The organism is Pseudomonas sp. 20-5 (assembly GCF_056782835.1).
Window position 1 is genome coordinate 1,248,079 of record NZ_CM165584.1, and the last position, 15,391, is coordinate 1,263,469.

16 protein-coding genes are annotated in these 15,391 nt (G+C 67.4%); 8 read left to right on the plus strand and 8 right to left on the minus strand.

Features of this window, described 5'->3' with window-relative positions; all coding sequences use genetic code 11:
- The first annotated feature begins 42 nt into the window (after window positions 1-42).
- The gene (locus tag AC1RB9_RS05885) at window positions 43-375 is read left to right on the plus strand and encodes a DUF5629 family protein (RefSeq protein WP_003092770.1); all 333 of its coding nucleotides are present in this window, start codon (window positions 43-45) and stop codon (window positions 373-375) included.
- Between the two features lie 69 nt (window positions 376-444).
- Here AC1RB9_RS05885 and leuA read toward each other — a convergent pair whose 3' ends face one another.
- The gene (leuA, locus tag AC1RB9_RS05890) at window positions 445-2,115 is read right to left on the minus strand and encodes a 2-isopropylmalate synthase (protein WP_003092766.1); all 1,671 of its coding nucleotides are present in this window, start codon (window positions 2,113-2,115) and stop codon (window positions 445-447) included.
- Window positions 2,116-2,594: 479 nt separating this feature from the next.
- On the opposite strand from leuA, the gene AC1RB9_RS05895 reads away from it, so the two are divergent.
- From AC1RB9_RS05895 to AC1RB9_RS05905, 3 genes are all read left to right on the plus strand, one after another.
- Window positions 2,595-3,056: a DUF2946 domain-containing protein gene (locus tag AC1RB9_RS05895; protein ID WP_003158780.1), complete on the plus strand. Its 462-nt coding sequence runs from the start codon at window positions 2,595-2,597 to the stop codon at window positions 3,054-3,056.
- Window positions 3,057-3,176: 120 nt separating this feature from the next.
- Window positions 3,177-5,348, plus strand: a complete 2,172-nt coding sequence (locus tag AC1RB9_RS05900; RefSeq protein ID WP_003122105.1) for a TonB-dependent copper receptor — start codon at window positions 3,177-3,179, stop codon at window positions 5,346-5,348.
- A gap of 64 nt (window positions 5,349-5,412) precedes the next feature.
- A complete protein-coding gene (locus AC1RB9_RS05905) occupies window positions 5,413-6,828 on the plus strand; it encodes a PepSY-associated TM helix domain-containing protein (RefSeq protein WP_003105378.1) in 1,416 nt (471 codons plus the stop codon).
- Window positions 6,829-6,845: 17 nt separating this feature from the next.
- On the opposite strand, the gene AC1RB9_RS05910 is transcribed toward AC1RB9_RS05905, so the two are convergent.
- Both AC1RB9_RS05910 and AC1RB9_RS05915 read right to left on the minus strand, forming a co-directional pair.
- Window positions 6,846-7,241 carry a DUF4345 domain-containing protein gene (locus tag AC1RB9_RS05910; RefSeq protein WP_003092748.1) on the minus strand — a complete coding sequence of 132 codons (396 nt, stop codon included), beginning with the start codon at window positions 7,239-7,241 and terminating at the stop codon, window positions 6,846-6,848.
- 85 nt (window positions 7,242-7,326) lie between these two features.
- On the minus strand, window positions 7,327-8,175 hold the full coding sequence (locus AC1RB9_RS05915; protein WP_003092745.1) for a M23 family metallopeptidase: 849 nt from the start codon (window positions 8,173-8,175) through the stop codon (window positions 7,327-7,329).
- Window positions 8,176-8,346: 171 nt separating this feature from the next.
- Here AC1RB9_RS05915 and AC1RB9_RS05920 point away from each other — a divergent pair, with 171 nt between their 5' ends.
- The 3 genes from AC1RB9_RS05920 to AC1RB9_RS05930 all read left to right on the plus strand — a co-directional run bounded on the left by AC1RB9_RS05920 (window position 8,347) and on the right by AC1RB9_RS05930 (window position 9,971).
- The gene (locus AC1RB9_RS05920) at window positions 8,347-8,736 is read left to right on the plus strand and encodes a DUF2946 family protein (RefSeq protein ID WP_003105383.1); all 390 of its coding nucleotides are present in this window, start codon (window positions 8,347-8,349) and stop codon (window positions 8,734-8,736) included.
- 129 nt (window positions 8,737-8,865) lie between these two features.
- Entirely contained in the window at window positions 8,866-9,342 is a 477-nt protein-coding gene (locus AC1RB9_RS05925; protein ID WP_003105385.1) for a copper chaperone PCu(A)C, read from the plus strand.
- Between the two features lie 56 nt (window positions 9,343-9,398).
- Window positions 9,399-9,971: a putative natural product biosynthesis protein gene (locus AC1RB9_RS05930; protein ID WP_003122107.1), complete on the plus strand. Its 573-nt coding sequence runs from the start codon at window positions 9,399-9,401 to the stop codon at window positions 9,969-9,971.
- 34 nt (window positions 9,972-10,005) lie between these two features.
- Here the strand turns inward: AC1RB9_RS05930 and AC1RB9_RS05935 are convergent, their stop codons facing one another.
- Window positions 10,006-10,635, minus strand: a complete 630-nt coding sequence (locus tag AC1RB9_RS05935) for a cysteine hydrolase family protein (RefSeq protein ID WP_003105389.1) — start codon at window positions 10,633-10,635, stop codon at window positions 10,006-10,008.
- A gap of 120 nt (window positions 10,636-10,755) precedes the next feature.
- Here AC1RB9_RS05935 and AC1RB9_RS05940 point away from each other — a divergent pair, with 120 nt between their 5' ends.
- A complete protein-coding gene (locus AC1RB9_RS05940; protein ID WP_003137870.1) occupies window positions 10,756-11,709 on the plus strand; it encodes a GlxA family transcriptional regulator in 954 nt (317 codons plus the stop codon).
- Here the strand turns inward: AC1RB9_RS05940 and AC1RB9_RS05945 are convergent.
- From AC1RB9_RS05945 to AC1RB9_RS05960, 4 genes are all read right to left on the minus strand, one after another.
- Window positions 11,706-12,467: a M15 family metallopeptidase gene (locus AC1RB9_RS05945; RefSeq protein ID WP_003105392.1), complete on the minus strand. Its 762-nt coding sequence runs from the start codon at window positions 12,465-12,467 to the stop codon at window positions 11,706-11,708. The genes AC1RB9_RS05940 and AC1RB9_RS05945 overlap by 4 nt on opposite strands.
- Before the next feature lie 4 nt (window positions 12,468-12,471).
- Window positions 12,472-13,752, minus strand: a complete 1,281-nt coding sequence (locus AC1RB9_RS05950) for a TRAP transporter large permease (protein ID WP_003105394.1) — start codon at window positions 13,750-13,752, stop codon at window positions 12,472-12,474.
- Window positions 13,749-14,243 (minus strand): TRAP transporter small permease, encoded by a 495-nt coding sequence (locus AC1RB9_RS05955; RefSeq protein WP_003105397.1) that lies wholly within the window; start codon window positions 14,241-14,243, stop codon window positions 13,749-13,751. Before AC1RB9_RS05955 ends, AC1RB9_RS05950 begins: the two co-directional genes overlap by 4 nt.
- Before the next feature lie 74 nt (window positions 14,244-14,317).
- Entirely contained in the window at window positions 14,318-15,358 is a 1,041-nt protein-coding gene (locus tag AC1RB9_RS05960; protein ID WP_003105399.1) for a TRAP transporter substrate-binding protein, read from the minus strand.
- Window positions 15,359-15,391 lie beyond the last annotated feature (33 nt).

Below are 15,391 nucleotides of genomic sequence, written 5' to 3' on the forward strand. Positions count from 1 at the left end.
CGCTTTGCCTTATCATGAGTTCTTTATCCGCGATGACTGGCCATGACTACACAACGCTACCTGCTCGATGAACTGGAAACCGCCGACATGCTCGAGATCGACGGTCTGCACGCCTGGCGCTTCGAACTCAACGAGAACCTGCTGGACCAGGCGGACCTGGCGGCGGAAGCCGACCAGCCGTTCGCCAGCGAAGACTGGGTGCTGGCGGTGGAAAGCCTGGATGGACGCACCCGTCGCGAGTGGCGTTTTTCCTACAACGCGGTGATGGAAGCCGAGCCCCAGGCCGATGGCGAGTCCTGGCGCCTGACCACAGGGGAGGGGGCGTACCAGCTCCGTTGCCTGGGAGCGGTCAGCGCCAGCGGCGAGGATGAGTGAAGCGACTCAGCTGAAAGATGCCCATGAAAAAAGGGAGCCGCCTGGCTCCCTTTTTCCCTTCCGTGCCGGTCAGGCCGCCTTGGCCTCGGCCTGGGTCACCGCGCGGTTCAGCGCGCTGAACAGGGCGCGGAAGCTGGCGGTGGTAATGTTCTCGTCGATGCCGATGCCGTGCAGCGGGCGCTGGCCCTCCAGGCGGATCTCGATATAGGCCGCGGCCTTGGCATTGGCGCCGGCGCCGATGGCGTGCTCATGGTAGTCCATGATTTCCGCCTTGACCGGCAGGGCGGCCACCAAGGCTTCCAGCGGTCCCTTGCCGATCCCGCGCCAGTGCTGCTTCTCGCCGTCGAAGGAGACTTCCAGGTCGACGGCGCTGGTGCCGTTCTCTTCCTGCAGGCGATGGCTGGCGAGGACGTAGGGCGAGGTCGCCTTGAGGTATTCGTTTTCCAGCAGCGAGTAGATCTGTTGTGCGGTCATTTCCAGGCCGAGACGGTCGGTCTCGCCTTGCACTACCTGGCTGAACTCGATCTGCATGCGCCGCGGCAGGCTGATGCCGTACTCCTGTTCGAGCAGGAAGGTGATGCCGCCCTTGCCGGACTGGCTGTTGACCCGGATCACCGCTTCGTAGTCGCGGCCGATGTCGGCCGGATCGATCGGCAGGTACGGCACTTCCCAGATCGCGTCTTCCTTCTGCTGGGCGAAGCCCTTGCGAATGGCATCCTGGTGCGAGCCGGAGAAAGCGGTATGGACCAGGTCGCCGACATATGGATGGCGCGGGTGGACCGGCAACTGGTTGCACTCTTCGACCACCTTGCGCACCGCGTCGATGTCGGAGAAGTCCAGTTGCGGATGCAGGCCCTGGGTGTACATGTTCAAGGCCAGGGTCACCAGGTCGACGTTGCCGGTGCGCTCGCCGTTGCCGAACAGGCAACCTTCGACGCGGTCGGCGCCGGCCATCAGGCCCAGCTCGGTGGCGGCCACGCCGGTGCCACGGTCGTTGTGGGTGTGCAGGCTGATGATCACGCTGTCACGCTTGTCGACGTGGCGGCCGAACCATTCGATCTGGTCGGCGTAGACGTTCGGCGTGGCGCACTCCACGGTGGCCGGCAGGTTGAGGATGATCTTGTTGTCCGGGGTCGGTTGCCAGACGTCGATCACCGCGTTGCAGACCTCCACCGAGAACTCCAGCTCGGTAGAGCTGAAGATTTCCGGCGAGTACTGGAACGACCACTGGGTATCCGGTTGCTCGGCGGCCAGCTTCTTGATCAGTTTCGCGGCGTTGGTGGCGATGTCCACGACGCCCTGCTTGTCCTGGTTGAAGACGATGCGGCGGAACGACGGGGCGGTGGCGTTGTAGACGTGGACGATGGCCTTCTTCGCCCCGCGCAGGGATTCGAAGGTGCGGGTGATCAGGTCTTCGCGGGCCTGGGTCAGCACCTGGATGGTGACGTCGTCCGGGATGTGGTTGCCTTCGATCAACTCGCGGACGAAGTTGAAGTCGGTATCGGAAGCCGACGGGAAGGCCACTTCGATCTGCTTCAGGCCGACCTGCACCAGGGTCTTGAAGAATCGCATCTTCTTCGCCGCGTCCATCGGTTCGATCAGCGACTGGTTGCCGTCGCGCAGGTCGGAACTGCACCAGATCGGCACCTCGGTGATGGTCTTCGACGGCCAGGTGCGGTCGGGCAGATTGATGGCCGGGAATGGGCGGTATTTCTGCGAAGGGTCTTTCAACATGCTCATGGGGCTAATCCTTTGGAGTCGGTTCCTGGGCCGGCGGGGCCAGGCGAACGCAGTGACGAGATGAAGAGAAGCGTCGCTCAGCCACGCAGTCGCGGGCTGACCAGGCACAGGCAGGCGTGTTGGCGGAGCAGGATGAGGGTGTGTGGTGTTTTCATGCGTACCACACTAGTGAGACTGCATTTGAATGGCAAGCATTAAAGGAAAATTAGTAGAATTTCCCATTTGTGCGGCTTTTGTGGGTTTTTATTCTTTCTCGGCGGTGAAAGCTTGTCCTCGATTGCGCCGCCGGCACGCTCTCCGCAACGGAAAATTCTGCGGCCCCATGCCGCAGAAGAGCCAGCCGCCCTTGTGCGATCATTTCGTTCCCCGTGCCTGGGGCGTATAACGACAGGCGCATTCTTCTTTTCGGCATGACCCGGCGCGAGCGGCCATCCGGCCCGCTACGCGGTGGTCTTCATTCAAGACGGCGGGAGTCGCAGGTGGCGACCACTCTGAAACGACAAGGCATCGGTGCATGGCTGGCTCTGTTCGCCATGCTGATGATCTTCGTCGGGCCGCTGATCTCCCAGTCGATGCCGATGGACCACCCGATGCCGATGGGTGTGGGGATGGGCCACGAAGGCATGTCCCACGAGAACATGGACCATGGCGACATGGCCCATGCCGGCTGTTCCGATACCCAGCGCTCCGTCGTCCATGCCGGCATGCCGGGGATGGGCGGCGAGGAAGGCAATCGCCTGGCCAGCGACGTGCTCTGGGAGAAGTGCGGTTATTGCAGCCTGTTGTTCCACAGCCCGCCGCTCACCGAAGACGCCTGCCTGGCGCTGTTCTCCGTTCCCTTCGCGACGGCGCCCGCCGTCGCTTTCCTGAACGAGGCGTTCGTCGCCTCGCCGGTGTTTCCCGGCGCCCGTACCCGTGCTCCGCCGTTCCTGATCGCCTGACCTCTTTCAATCCGATAGCCGCCGCTTCCTGGGGGCACCGGCGCGTCTTCGCCGCGCCGGTGACGCGAGCCTGGCCGGGTGCCTGCTCGCCGTGGGGGCGGGGCGGAAGTCACATAGATCATGGAAAAACGTATGTCTACTCAACAACGAGCGGCCGGCAACGCCTGCCCGACCGCCGCTTTCAGCTTCGACCCTGCCCGTCTCGCACAACGCCGCCGCTGGGCGGGAGCCTTCGCCGCACTGTGCGGCCTGGCCCTGTCTCCTTCGGCGCTCCTGGCCGAGGAACACTCACAGCACCAGGATCACGCCGTGGAGCTGGCGCCGAGCGTGGTCACCGGAGTCGCCCAGAGTTCGCCGCTGACCATCGTCACCAATCCCAAGGAGCCGCGCCAACCGGTGCCGGCCAGCGATGGGGCCGACTACCTGAAGACCATTCCCGGCTTCGCGGTGATCCGCAACGGCGGCAGCAACGGCGACCCGGTGCTGCGCGGGATGTTCGGTTCGCGCCTGAACATCCTCACCAACGGCGGCATGATGCTCGGTGCCTGTCCGAACCGGATGGACGCGCCGACCTCCTACATCTCGCCGGAAACCTACGACAAGCTCACCGTGATCAAGGGCCCGCAGACGGTGCTCTGGGGGCCGGGCGCGTCGGCCGGGACGATCCTCTTCGAGCGTGAGCCGGAGCGCTTCGGCGAACTCGGCTCGCGGGTCAACGCCAGCCTGCTGGCCGGCTCCAATGGCCGCTTCGACAAGGTGCTGGACGCCGCCGCCGGCAACCGGCTCGGCTACCTGCGCTTCACCGGCAACCACGCGCAGTCCGACGATTACGAGGACGGCGCCGGGAATACCGTGCCGTCGCGCTGGAAGAAGTGGAACGGCGACGTCGCGGTCGGCTGGACCCCCGACGAGGACACCCTGATCGAACTCACCGCCGGCAAGGGCGACGGCGAGGCACGCTACGCCGGGCGCGGCATGGACGGCTCGCAGTTCAAGCGCGAGAGCCTGGGCCTGCGCTTCGTCAAATCGAACGTCAGCGATGTGCTGGAGAAGGTCGAGGCACAGGTCTACTACAACTACGCCGACCACATCATGGACAACTTCCGCCTGCGCACTCCCGACCCATCCAGCATGATGCCCATGCCGATGGCGTCCCAGGTGGACCGACGCACCCTCGGCGGTCGCCTGGCGGCCACCTGGCGCTGGGACGACTTCAAGCTGGTCACCGGGGTCGACGCCATGCGCAACGAGCACCGGGCGCGCGGCTCCAAGTACGACATGATGACCGACTACTACACCGACGCCGACCAGTTCCCCTGGAACAAGGACGCGGTGTTCCACAACTACGGGGCCTTCGGCGAACTGACCTGGTTCGCCGCCGAGCGCGACCGGCTGATCGGCGGGTTGCGCCTGGACCGCGCCTCGGTCAAGGACTACCGGCAGACCCTGAAGTCCGGGCACATGGGCCACGCCATGGCCAACCCGACGGCCAACGACACCCGCGCCGATACCCTGCCCAGCGGCTTCGTGCGCTACGAGCACGACCTCGCCGACTCGCCGACCACCCTCTACGCCGGCCTCGGCCATGCCGAGCGCTTCCCCGACTACTGGGAGCTGTTCTCGCCCAAGCGCGGGCCGAACGGGTCGGTCAACGCCTTCGACAAGATCAAGCCGGAAAAGACCACCCAGCTCGACTTCGGCCTCCAGTACAACGGCGACAAGCTGCAGGCCTGGGCCTCCGGCTACGTCGGGGTGGTCCAGGACTTCATCCTGTTCAGCTATCGCGAGGGCATGATGGGTTCCTCGACCCAGGCGACCAACGTTGACGCGCGGATCATGGGCGGCGAGCTGGGCGCTTCCTACCAGCTCACCGGCAACTGGAAGACCGACGCCAGCCTGGCCTATGCCTGGGGCAAGAACAGCTCGGACGACCGCGCGCTGCCGCAGATCCCGCCGCTGGAAGCGCGCTTCGGCCTGACCTACGAGGAAGGCGACTGGAGTGCCGGCAGCCTGTGGCGGGTGGTCGCGCCGCAGAATCGCATCGCCAGGGACCAGGGCAACGTGGTCGGCAAGGACTTCGACAAGAGCGCCGGCTTCGGCGTCTTCTCGCTCAACGGCGCCTACCGGGTGACTCGCAACGTCAAGCTGAGCGCCGGTGTCGATAACCTGTTCGACAAGGATTACACCGAGCACCTGAACAAGGCCGGCGACGCCGGCTTCGGTTTCTCCGCCAACGAAACGGTTCCAGAGCCGGGCCGGACCTTCTGGACCAAGGTCGACTTCAGCTTCTGAACCTTCAACGAGGCCCCGTCCAGCGGGGCCCGCCTTGCCTGTGTGCGCTCCGATGAGGTGATCCATGCAATCGAACGAAAAGAACGGCCGTGACTTCTACGCGCTGGCCTGGCGCTGGCATTTCTACGCTGGCCTGTTCGTCGCGCCCTTCATGATCCTGCTGGCGCTGACCGGAATCGTCTACCTGTTCAAGCCGCAACTGGATGCGCTGCTCTATCCGCAACTGCTGCGGGTCGAGGCCGGTGCGCAGATGCGCAGCGCCGACCAGTTGCTCGCCGGGGTGCGCCAGGCGCACCCGCAGGCCGCCGTCAGCCAGTACCTGCCGCCGAGCGAGGCGGGGCGCAGCGCGCAATTCGTGATTGGCGAAGAGGGCAGGCAATGGAACCTCTTCGTCGATCCCTACAGCGGACGCGAACTCGGCCGCCAGGATGCGCAGCTGAATCTCCAGGCGGTGGCCCGGGCACTGCATGGCGAGCTGATGGTCGGGACCGTCGGCGACCGGCTGATCGAGCTGGCCGCCGGCTGGGGCATCGTCCTGGTGGTCTCCGGTCTCTATCTGTGGTGGCCGCGCGGGCGGGCGGCGAGCGCGCTGTTCTGGCCGCGCCTGCACCTGCGCGGACGACCGCTGTGGCGCGAGCTACATGTGCTCGCCGGTTTCTGGGGCAGCCTGCTGTTGCTCTTCATGCTGCTCAGCGGGATGACTTGGACCGGCTACTGGGGCAAGCAGTTCGCCGATGTCTGGAACCGCTTCCCGGCGGCGATGTGGAACGATGTGCCGACCTCCGACATGCAGGCCGGTAGCCTCAACAGCGCGTCGCGCCAGCAGGTGCCCTGGCCGCTGGAGAACACTCCGCTGCCGCGCTCGCAGCCGCCGGCGGCCGACGCCCATGCCGAGCATCGCGGGCATTCCGCCCAGGCCGGGCACGCGATGCCGATGGACATGCCGATGCCGGCGGGCATCCCTCTGCAAAGGGTGGTGGATATCGCCCGCGAGCGCGGCGTGGCGGCGGGCTACGGGATCGCCCTGCCGAGCGGGATGGAGGGGGTCTACACGATTTCCGTGTTCCCCGACGATCCGCGCCACGACGCCACCCTGCACATCGACCAGTACAGCGGCAAGGTTCTCGCCGACGTGCGTTGGCAGGACTACAACGCGGTGGCGAGGAGCGTGCAGATGGGCGTCGTGCTGCACGAAGGCAAGCTCTTCGGCCTCGGCAACCAGTTGCTGATGCTCGCGGTCTGCCTGGCGATCCTGCTCAGCTCGGCGAGCGGCCTGTGGATCTGGTGGAAGCGCAAGCCGGCCGGACGCCTTGGCGTGCCGCCGCTGCGCCACGAGCTGCCGCGCTGGAAGAGTGGCATCGCCATCATGCTGGCGCTGGGCGTGGCCTTCCCGTTGGTGGGGGCCTCGCTCCTGCTGGTCTGGGCGCTGGACTGGTTGGTGCTGTCGCGGCTGCCGGCGGTTCGCCGGGTCCTGGCTTGAGACCTGCTGCCCGGCGCTCAGTCGAGGTCGAGCTGGCGGGTCTTCCAGAGTGCCGCCAGCAACAGCACGCAGAGCAGCGCCTCGGCGCCGAGCCAGAGGAAGGTGGTTAGCGCCGGCGAGGCGTCGATCAGCACACCGTAGAGGCGCGCCGCGCCGCCGCTGGCGATCACCGCCAGGGCGGCGAGCAGGCCGAGCACCAGGTAGCGGGGGCGCAGGGCGGCATAGCCGAGCAGCAGCCCGATGCCGAAGCTGGTGCCGCCGTAGCTGGCGCGCAGGTCGGTGAGGGCGGCGGGGGTGAGCGGTTCGCCGCTGGTGAGCAGGGAGGCGAGCGGGCCGGGGAAGAAGACGAAGCCCAGGCCGAGGACCACGAACAGTGCCGAGCACAGCCAGAGCAGGCGAAGCGGGTGAGTCATGCGGTGTCTCCCTTGGTCATGAAAGGGGCGCATCGACGCGCCCCCTGTTCCTTCTGACCTCAGCCGGTGCCGCGTTGCTCACTTCTCAGGGCTGGAAGGCACCGATGAAGATTGCCGGGTCGACTCGCGCGTCGTTCAGGCTGACGTTCCAGTGCATGTGCGGTCCGGTGGCCCTGCCGGTGGCGCCGACCTTGCCGAGTACGCCGCCGCGCGGCACCTGCTGGCCGAGCTTCACGTCGATCTTCGACAGGTGGCAGAACATGCTGATGAAGCCCTGGCCATGGTCGACGAACACCGTCTTGCCATTGAAGAAGTAGTCGCCGATGAGGATCACCTTGCCGGCCGCCGGCGCCTTGATCGGCGTACCGGCCGGTACCGCGAAGTCTAGACCGGAATGCGGGTTGCGCTCTTCGCCGTTGAAGAAGCGGCGCAGGCCGAAGGGGCTGGAGAGCGGACCGTCGACCGGCTTGTCGAGCATCAGGTTGCTGGGCAGGCCGGGACTGAAGCGGCGGTAGGCGGCGGTCTGCTCGGCGAGTTCGCGTTCGATGCGCTTGAGGTCTTCCGGCAGCGGATTGACCTGGCGCTTGTTCTTCAGGGTGATGCGCTGCTCGCGGTAGTGCTTGCTGCCGACGCTGAAGCGTTCCTCGTGGTTGCCGGTCGCCGCCCGCACTTCCAGCTTCTGCGGGCCGGGCTTGGTGCTCAGCGGGATGCCGACCACGGCGATCCAGCGGCGGCCCTCCTCGCGCACCACCAGCACCGGCTTGCCCTGGTAGAAGGCCCGCGGCGGCGGGCCTTCCTCGCCGAGGTCGACCACCGCCACCCCGCCGGGCACCGGCTTGTTCAGCAGGCGCATGATGAAGCTGTCGGCCTGGGCGGGCAGGGCGCAGAAAGCGGCGAGCAACAGCGTGGAAACGAAGGCTAGGGTGCGGGGCATCGGCTTCTCGACTCGTCGGGCGTCAAAGCCGTCTATGCTGGCGGAAGAGCGCGGCGGGGGAAAGCCCGCAAGGGTTGCAAACGTTTTCACCTGCGGCACTCTGTCGCGCCCGGCGTTTTTACTTTTGCCCCGCGCTCAGGCATAAAGGGCCCATTCTCCGGAGAACCGACGATGCCCCTGTCACGGCGCCCCGTGGCCTGGCTGGCCAGCCTGGCCGTGCTGATGAACCTGTTCGTGGTGCCGCTTTCGCAGGCGCTGACGACGCAGGAGCGCGCCTCGTTGCTGCTCGGCGGCTTCTGCAGCACCTCGTCCGATTCGCTGCTGCGCCTGAAGCTGGGTGCCGCGCTCAAGGACATCGATCTTCCCGACGACCACGAAAGCCTGGCCCCGCACCTCTGCTGCTGCGCCGGCGCCGCCGGCACGCCCGGACTGGTCGCCTCCTGGCCGGCATTGCCGCTGGCGCCGCTGGCCAGCCCGGCCCGTAACGCCTTCTCCGCCACCGACCTGCCTCCCCTGCGCTATTGGCGCCTCGCCAATCCGCGCGCTTCTCCTGTCGCCTGACTCCTCCCCCGCGCCTTCGACAACCTGGACCTTCGGGTCGGGGCAGGTCGCGGCGCAATACCCTAGCTTCCCCCCTGGAATCGCCGGTCCGACGGAAAAAGACCGGTCATACGCTACTGGAGAGTCACCATGCGCACATCCTTCTTTGCTGCCGCGGCCCTGCTGGCCGTTTCCGCTTTCGCCCAGGCCCACGAGTACAACGCCGGCCAGCTGCACATCGAGCATCCCTGGGCGCTGGCCCTGCCGCCGACCTCGCCGAACGGCGCGGCCTACTTCGTGGTGCAGAACCATGGCAAGGAAAACGACACCCTGCTTGGCGCCGACACGCCGCGCGCGGCTTCCGCCGAGGTGCACGAGCATGTGCACAAGAACGGCATGATGAGCATGCAGAAAGTCGACAGCGTCGACGTCGCACCAGGCAAGGACCTGCGCTTCGCTCCCGGCGGCTACCACCTGATGCTGATGGGCCTGAAGCAGCCACTGGTGGCCGGCGAGCGCTTCCCGCTGACGCTGCATTTCCGCAAGGCCGGCGACGTGCCGGTGGAAATCGTCGTCGAGTCCAAGGCGCCGGCCGAACAGGGCGGGCACGAGCAGCACGGCCACTGAGCGCCGTGTCGAGCAGGGGCGCCCGGCGCCCCGCCTTTGCGTGCGAGGTTCAGAGCATGAACAGCAACAGATATCCCTTGCCGGCGCAGACCGGCCTGGTGGTGGCTCCCAGCCTGCCGCCGAAGAACTCCACCCTGCGTCCGGACCAGCTCAACAAGCGCCTGAGCAGCGCCTGGCACCATCTCTACGACCTTTGCCCGGAACTGCTGAAGATCGATCCGCCGGATGGCCTGACCATCCTCCGCGGTTTCCTGCAATGGGCGGCCGAGCAGAAGGCCGCCTGGAACTGGGCGATGCACCTGCGCCTGTACTGCTGGCTTTTGCAGTCGCCGTTCGGCGCCAAGGTGACCGACGAGCATCTGGAGGTGCTGATGGACGCCTCCGCCGCGCGTTGGACGGTGGACGACACCAGCGCCAACCGCGGCATCCTCCTGGCCAGCCAGGGCGGTGCGCACATCACCCAGGACTGGAAGGCGCCGCAGGCCGGCGCCGGCACGCGCGTGCCGCTGGAGCGCCTGGACCTGCCGGCGCCGAACTGGACATTCGCCTATTGCGCGGTGCCTGACCCGCGGCTGCGCGAGTTTCCGGGCTGGAAGCCGTTGCCGGCGCGCGGCTCGCTGGTCGGTTGAGCGCTCGCCGCCCCGCGTACGGGGCGGCGCCGTTTCAGCGGTTGGCCAGGGCCCGCTGGTTGGAGTCGTAGATGTTGTCGCGTTCCGGAACGTGCCGGCCGGCGAGGCTTTCCAGCCATTCCTCGGTGCTGAGCACGGCGGCGAAGGAGGACTGCAGGACGATGCCGAAGATCCGGTGGATCTCTTCCGCGCTGGCCTGGCCGGCGCGGTTGCGGTAGGGCACCGAGCCGCTGGCGTCGTGCAGGTATTCCACCTGCCAGCCTTCGTGGATCGCCTGGCGGATGGTCGAGTCGTCGCAGTGCTGGGTCATGTAGCCGACCACGGCGAGGGTGTCGATGTCGCGCTCGCGCAGCCAGTCGGCCAGCCCGGTACCGACGAAGGAACTGGCCAGTTGCTTTTCCACCTTGTGCTGGTAGGGCCGCGAGGCGACCACCTCGTGCAGCTCGGCCTGCCGGCTGCCGCGCGCGAACAACGGCGAGTCCGCCGGTGCCAGGTGCTGCACCACGACGATCGGGATGCCCGCCGCGTGGGCGGCATCCATGGCGGCGCCGATGCGTTCCAGCGACGATTGGATGGCGGGAAATTCGATACGCAGGTTGCCGCTGACGTATTCGTTCTGTACGTCGATGACCAGCAAGGCGCGTTTGGGTTGACGTGCGGACATGGCGTTTCCTCCTGAGTGGGTGAGGCAGATTCTGGTCCCGGCGCGGCGTAGCGAGTGAGTGGCCTGAGAGACAACTTTCGCTAGAATCGGGCCAACCCGCTCATACCCACCGAGGTGCGCATGTCCCGCCAGTCCGTGGCCGTGGTGGCCTTCGACCGCATCAGTCCGTTCCACCTGTCGGTGCCCTGCCTGGTGTTCGGCCAGGAGTGCTACGACCCCTGCGCGCAGGCCTTCGACCTGCGTGTCTGCGCCGCCGAGCCGGGCCGGCTGCGAACCACGGTGGGGTTCACCATCGAGGCCGAGGCCGGGCTGGAAGCGCTGGCCGAGGCGCAGACCGTGATCGTGCCGAGCTGGCGCGATCCACACGAGCGTCCGCCACAAGCGCTGCTGGATGCGTTGATCGCGGCCCGTGCACGCGGAGCGCAACTGGTGGGCTTGTGCCTGGGGGCCTTCGTGCTGGCCGAGGCCGGGTTGCTCGACGGTCGCCGCGCCACCACCCACTGGATGTGGGCGGAGGATTTCGCCGGGCGCTTCCCTGCGGTGCGGGTGGAGCCCGACGTGCTGTACATCGAGGACGACGGCCTGCTGACCTCGGCAGGCACCGTCGCCGGCATCGACTGCTGTCTGCACCTGGTCCGCCAGCGGCTCGGTGCGCAGACTACCAATCACCTGGCCCGGCGCCTGGTGGTGGCGCCGCATCGACAGGGCGGCCAGGCCCAGTTCATCGAGCAGCCGCTGCCGGACAGTGCCCAGGACGGCCGTCTCGGCGAGCTGCTGGTGTGGCTGCGGCAGAACCTCGACCAGGCGCACAGCCTGGACAGCCTGGCACAGCGGGTGCTGATGAGCCGGCGGACCTTCACCCGGCATTTCCGCCAGCTCACCGGCACCACCGTCAGCCAGTGGCTGCAGGCCGAACGCCTGGCCCTGGCCCAGCGCCTGCTGGAAACCACCGAGCATTCGGTGCAGGCGATCGCCGGGCTGGCCGGCTTCGGTTCGGCGGTGTCGTTGCGCCAGCAGTTCTCCGCCGCTTTCGGCCTGCCGCCGCTGGGCTACCGGCGCGCCTTCGCCTCCTAGTCCGCCGGAGGGCGCTTCTGCAACTGCTGGCGCCAGAGCGCGTCCATCGCCTGCAACTGCACCGGGCCGAACAGCGCCTGCGTCGCGCCGGTGTGCCAGGCCCAGAGCTGGTCGCCGAAATCGTAGTGCCACCATTCGCTGGGCAGGTTGCTGAAACCGGCGTCGAGCATCGCGTGATAGAGCAGACGACGGTGATCGCGGACGCGTCGCTGGCGCGTGTCGGGCTCCGCCAGGCGTTCGAAGTAGGCGGTGTAGGAGGCCGGCACAGCTTCGTCGAAGGCGCTGCCCATGTCCAGCCAGCGGCCCTGGGCGTCGCACAGGGTGACGTCCACCGCGCCGCCGGTGAGATGCGGGCTGGGCGCCTCGCGGCTGCTGCTCGGCGGCGAGACGAACTGGCGGGTGAGCCGTTCCAGCTCGGCCTCGCCGGCCCGTGGGTAGTGCGCGGCCAGGGCGCTGGACAGGCTGTCGTAGAGATACTGCTGCACGGCGAACGGCCGCCAGGCGTCCAGCACCACCAGGCGCACGCCGCCGGGGAGGGCGGCGGCGACCCGCAGGAGACGCTCGAAGACCTCGCCGCGAGCGTGGCACTCCGGGATCGCGTGAGGAATGCCGAGCTTGTGGTAGGCCGGCCAGACGCTGAACTCGCGGCTCAGCCCGAGCGCCTCCAGCGGCGTGCCGGCATCGACGATGGGGATGCCGGCCACGGCGTGCCAGTCGGGCTCCGGGAGAACGGGGATGGCTTGGGTGAAGTCGGTCATGGCGTCAATTGAGCAGGCGTGGCAGCCACAGGGTCAGGGACGGGAACAGGATCAGCAGCGACAGCACCCCCAGGGCCACGAGGATGAACGGCCAGATACCCTTGAACATTTCCAGGATATCGAGGCGGCTGATGGTCGCCACGATGAACAGGCAGGCGCCCATTGGCGGGGTGATCAGGGCGATGGTGATGTTCAGGGTGAAGATCAGCCCCAGGTGCACCGGATCCACGCCGGCGGCCAGCGCCACCGGAGCGACTATCGGCGTCAGCAGCATCAGTACCGAGACTTCTTCCATGAGCATGCCGCAGACGAAGATCACCGCGCTGATGATGAACAGCATCAGGGTCGGCGAGTGGCCGAACGGCTCCAGCAACTGGGCGAACTCGCTGGCGACCTGGGCGTAGTTGAGCAACCAGTTGACCACCGAAGCGGCGGCGATGATCACGTAGATGCTGGCGGTCAGGCGTACCGTCTCGCGCAGCGAGTTCCACAGCCCGACCAGGCTCAGTTGGCGCTGGAGCAGACCGACCAGCGCCACGTAGAGAGCGATCAAGGCGCCCGACTCGGTGGGCGTGACCAGTCCCAGGACGATTCCGGCGACGATGATCACCGGCGCGATCAGCGCGGTCAGGGCGCCGGACAGCGCCGCCAGGATCTCGCCCCAGGCCGGCGCCGCATGGCGCGCCTGCAGCCCGTTGCGGTAGGCGTACACCGCGTTCAGCAGCATGAAGGCGGCGGCCAGCAGCAGGCCGGGAATCACCCCGGCGAGGAACAGCTCGCCCACCGAGGTGTTGGTCAGCGAGGAATAGAGGATCATGAAGATGCTCGGCGGGATGATCGGACCGATCAGCGAGCTGCCCGCGGTCAGCCCGGCGGCGAAGCGCCGCGAGTAGCCTTCCTTTTCCATGGCCGGCACCAGCAGGGTGCTGAGTGCCGAAGCGTCGGCCGCGGCGGACCCGTTGACCCCGGCGAAGAACACCCCGGCGACCACGTTGACGTGGCCGAGGCCGCCGCGGAAGTGGCCGACCAGGGCGTTGGCCAGGCGCATCAGGCGCGGGGTCATGCCGGAATGGTTCATCAGGTTGCCGGCCAGCACGAACAGCGGGATCGCCATCAGCGAGAAGATGTCCATGCCGCCGAAGAAGCGCTGCGGCAGGGTGTTGGCGAACAGCGCCGGGTCGACGAAGAGGAACCCCACCAGCGCGGTGAGCAGCAGGCAGAGGAACAGCGGCAGGCCGAGCAGGAGGTTGACCACGAAGGCTGCGATCATGGCGATGGCCATCATGCCTGCGACCCTCCCTCGACGGTGGTGCTGGCCGGCTGCCGCGGCCAGGGCCCCTGGAGCAACAGCATGAGGGTCAGCAGGCCGAAGCCGAGCGGCAGGCTGAGCAACGGCCAGGTGCGGCTGACGCCCAGGCCGAGGCTGCGGAAGCGCCCGGCGTTCAGCGCGTAGCGGGTGCTGACCCAGGCGGCGAAGGCGAAGAAGGCCAGCGCCAGCAGCCACTGGTAGAGCCTGAGGGCCTGCGCCAGGCGCGGCGGCAGGCGTTGTTCCAGCAGGTTGACGCGCATGTGCCCGCCTTCCATCCATACCGCGCCGAGCGCCAGCATTACTGCGCCGATGATGAGGTAGCGGGCCAGTTCGTCCATCCAGATCGGCGAGCTGCCGAGCAGGTAGCGGGCGAACACGCCGTAGATGAGCAGGACCAGGTCGAGCAGCAACAGCAGCGTGGCGAGGTTCAGCAACGCGGCGCGCATGCCCTTGAGCAATGACGGCATGGGAGGTACTCCGGAAAGTCGGACAGGCGCGCCCGGCCGACGGCAGCGGCCGTCGGGGGGGCAACGCGCGAAGGTCAGGGGGCGGTGGCGAGACCGGCGTCGCGGAAGGCCATCTCGGTCCAGCGCGGCTCGATGTCCTGGGTCTTCAGCCAGGCCAGGTAGGACGGCTGGCCTTTCTCGCGGAAGGCGGCGAGGTCATCGGCGGACGGCTGGATGATCTGCATGCCCTTTTCCTTGAGGAACGCCAGGTCGCGCTCCTGCTGGGCAGCGACCGCCTCGCGGTTCAGCCGGGTGGCTTCGGCGGCGGCGTCGAGCAGGGCCTGGCGCTCCTTTGCCGGGAGGCTGGCGAGCAGATCGCCGTTGGCCACCAGGAACTGGTCGGAGTACTGGATGTTGGCCAGGGTCAGGTACTTCTGCACCTGGTAGAGGCTGCCGAGGATGATGTAGGAGGTCGGGTTCATCTGGCCGTCGGCGACGCCGGTGCGCAGGCCCATGTACAACTCGGTCCAGGGGATCGGCGTGCCGGAGGCGCCGAAGGCTTCGTAGAGCGCCACCTGGCTGGGATCCATGGCGCGGAAGCGCAGGCCCTGGAAGTCCGCCGGGCCGTGGATCGGCTTCTTGCCGTTGGTGAAGTTGAGGAAGCCGCCTTCCTCGACCACCGCCAGCAGCTCGGTGCCGGTGCGCTCGCGGAAGGCCTCGCGGGCGGCCTGCCAGTAGCTGCCGCTGTCGAAGAAGGCGTGGGCCGCGGCGGCGTCCTTGAACATGAAGGGCGTGGCGCTGACGTAGATCTCCGGGAACAGCGGGGCGATCCCGGCGAAGGAGGCGATGTTCAGGCCGGGGCCGGTCATCACCTGTTCCATGCGCTGCTCCTCTTCGCCGAGCATGCTGTTGGGGTAGAGCTTGAACTGCAGTTCGCCGCCGCTCTTTTCCTCGGCCAGGCGCTTGAGGTTGCTGGCGAACAGGTGCACCAGGTTCTTCTCGCTGTCGGCGGCGCCGTTATAGCTCAGGTTGAGGGTGGTGGCGGCCTGGGCGAGGCTGCCGCCCAGGCCCAGGGCGGCGGCCAGCAGTCCGGCGGCGAAGCGGCGGGCGAGGCCGCGGCGCGGATTCGTGTGCATGTTGTTTTCCTTATGGCAGTCCGAACGGTCGAG

Bases quoted from the DNA above. Each gene is read 5' to 3' on its own strand.
- leuA (WP_003092766.1), bottom strand. From the start codon at position 2,115: ATGAGCATGTTGAAAGACCCTTCGCAGAAATACCGCCCATTCCCGGCC.
- AC1RB9_RS05930 (WP_003122107.1), top strand. From the start codon at position 9,399: ATGAACAGCAACAGATATCCCTTGCCGGCGCAGACCGGCCTGGTGGTG.
- AC1RB9_RS05960 (WP_003105399.1), bottom strand. From the start codon at position 15,358: ATGCACACGAATCCGCGCCGCGGCCTCGCCCGCCGCTTCGCCGCCGGA.
- AC1RB9_RS05955 (WP_003105397.1), bottom strand. From the start codon at position 14,243: ATGCCGTCATTGCTCAAGGGCATGCGCGCCGCGTTGCTGAACCTCGCC.
- AC1RB9_RS05910 (WP_003092748.1), bottom strand. From the start codon at position 7,241: ATGACTCACCCGCTTCGCCTGCTCTGGCTGTGCTCGGCACTGTTCGTG.
- AC1RB9_RS05940 (WP_003137870.1), top strand. From the start codon at position 10,756: ATGTCCCGCCAGTCCGTGGCCGTGGTGGCCTTCGACCGCATCAGTCCG.
- AC1RB9_RS05900 (WP_003122105.1), top strand. From the start codon at position 3,177: ATGGAAAAACGTATGTCTACTCAACAACGAGCGGCCGGCAACGCCTGC.
- AC1RB9_RS05885 (WP_003092770.1), top strand. From the start codon at position 43: ATGACTACACAACGCTACCTGCTCGATGAACTGGAAACCGCCGACATG.
- AC1RB9_RS05915 (WP_003092745.1), bottom strand. From the start codon at position 8,175: ATGCCCCGCACCCTAGCCTTCGTTTCCACGCTGTTGCTCGCCGCTTTC.
- AC1RB9_RS05935 (WP_003105389.1), bottom strand. From the start codon at position 10,635: ATGTCCGCACGTCAACCCAAACGCGCCTTGCTGGTCATCGACGTACAG.
- AC1RB9_RS05925 (WP_003105385.1), top strand. From the start codon at position 8,866: ATGCGCACATCCTTCTTTGCTGCCGCGGCCCTGCTGGCCGTTTCCGCT.
- AC1RB9_RS05945 (WP_003105392.1), bottom strand. From the start codon at position 12,467: ATGACCGACTTCACCCAAGCCATCCCCGTTCTCCCGGAGCCCGACTGG.
- AC1RB9_RS05920 (WP_003105383.1), top strand. From the start codon at position 8,347: ATGCCCCTGTCACGGCGCCCCGTGGCCTGGCTGGCCAGCCTGGCCGTG.
- AC1RB9_RS05905 (WP_003105378.1), top strand. From the start codon at position 5,413: ATGCAATCGAACGAAAAGAACGGCCGTGACTTCTACGCGCTGGCCTGG.
- AC1RB9_RS05950 (WP_003105394.1), bottom strand. From the start codon at position 13,752: ATGATGGCCATCGCCATGATCGCAGCCTTCGTGGTCAACCTCCTGCTC.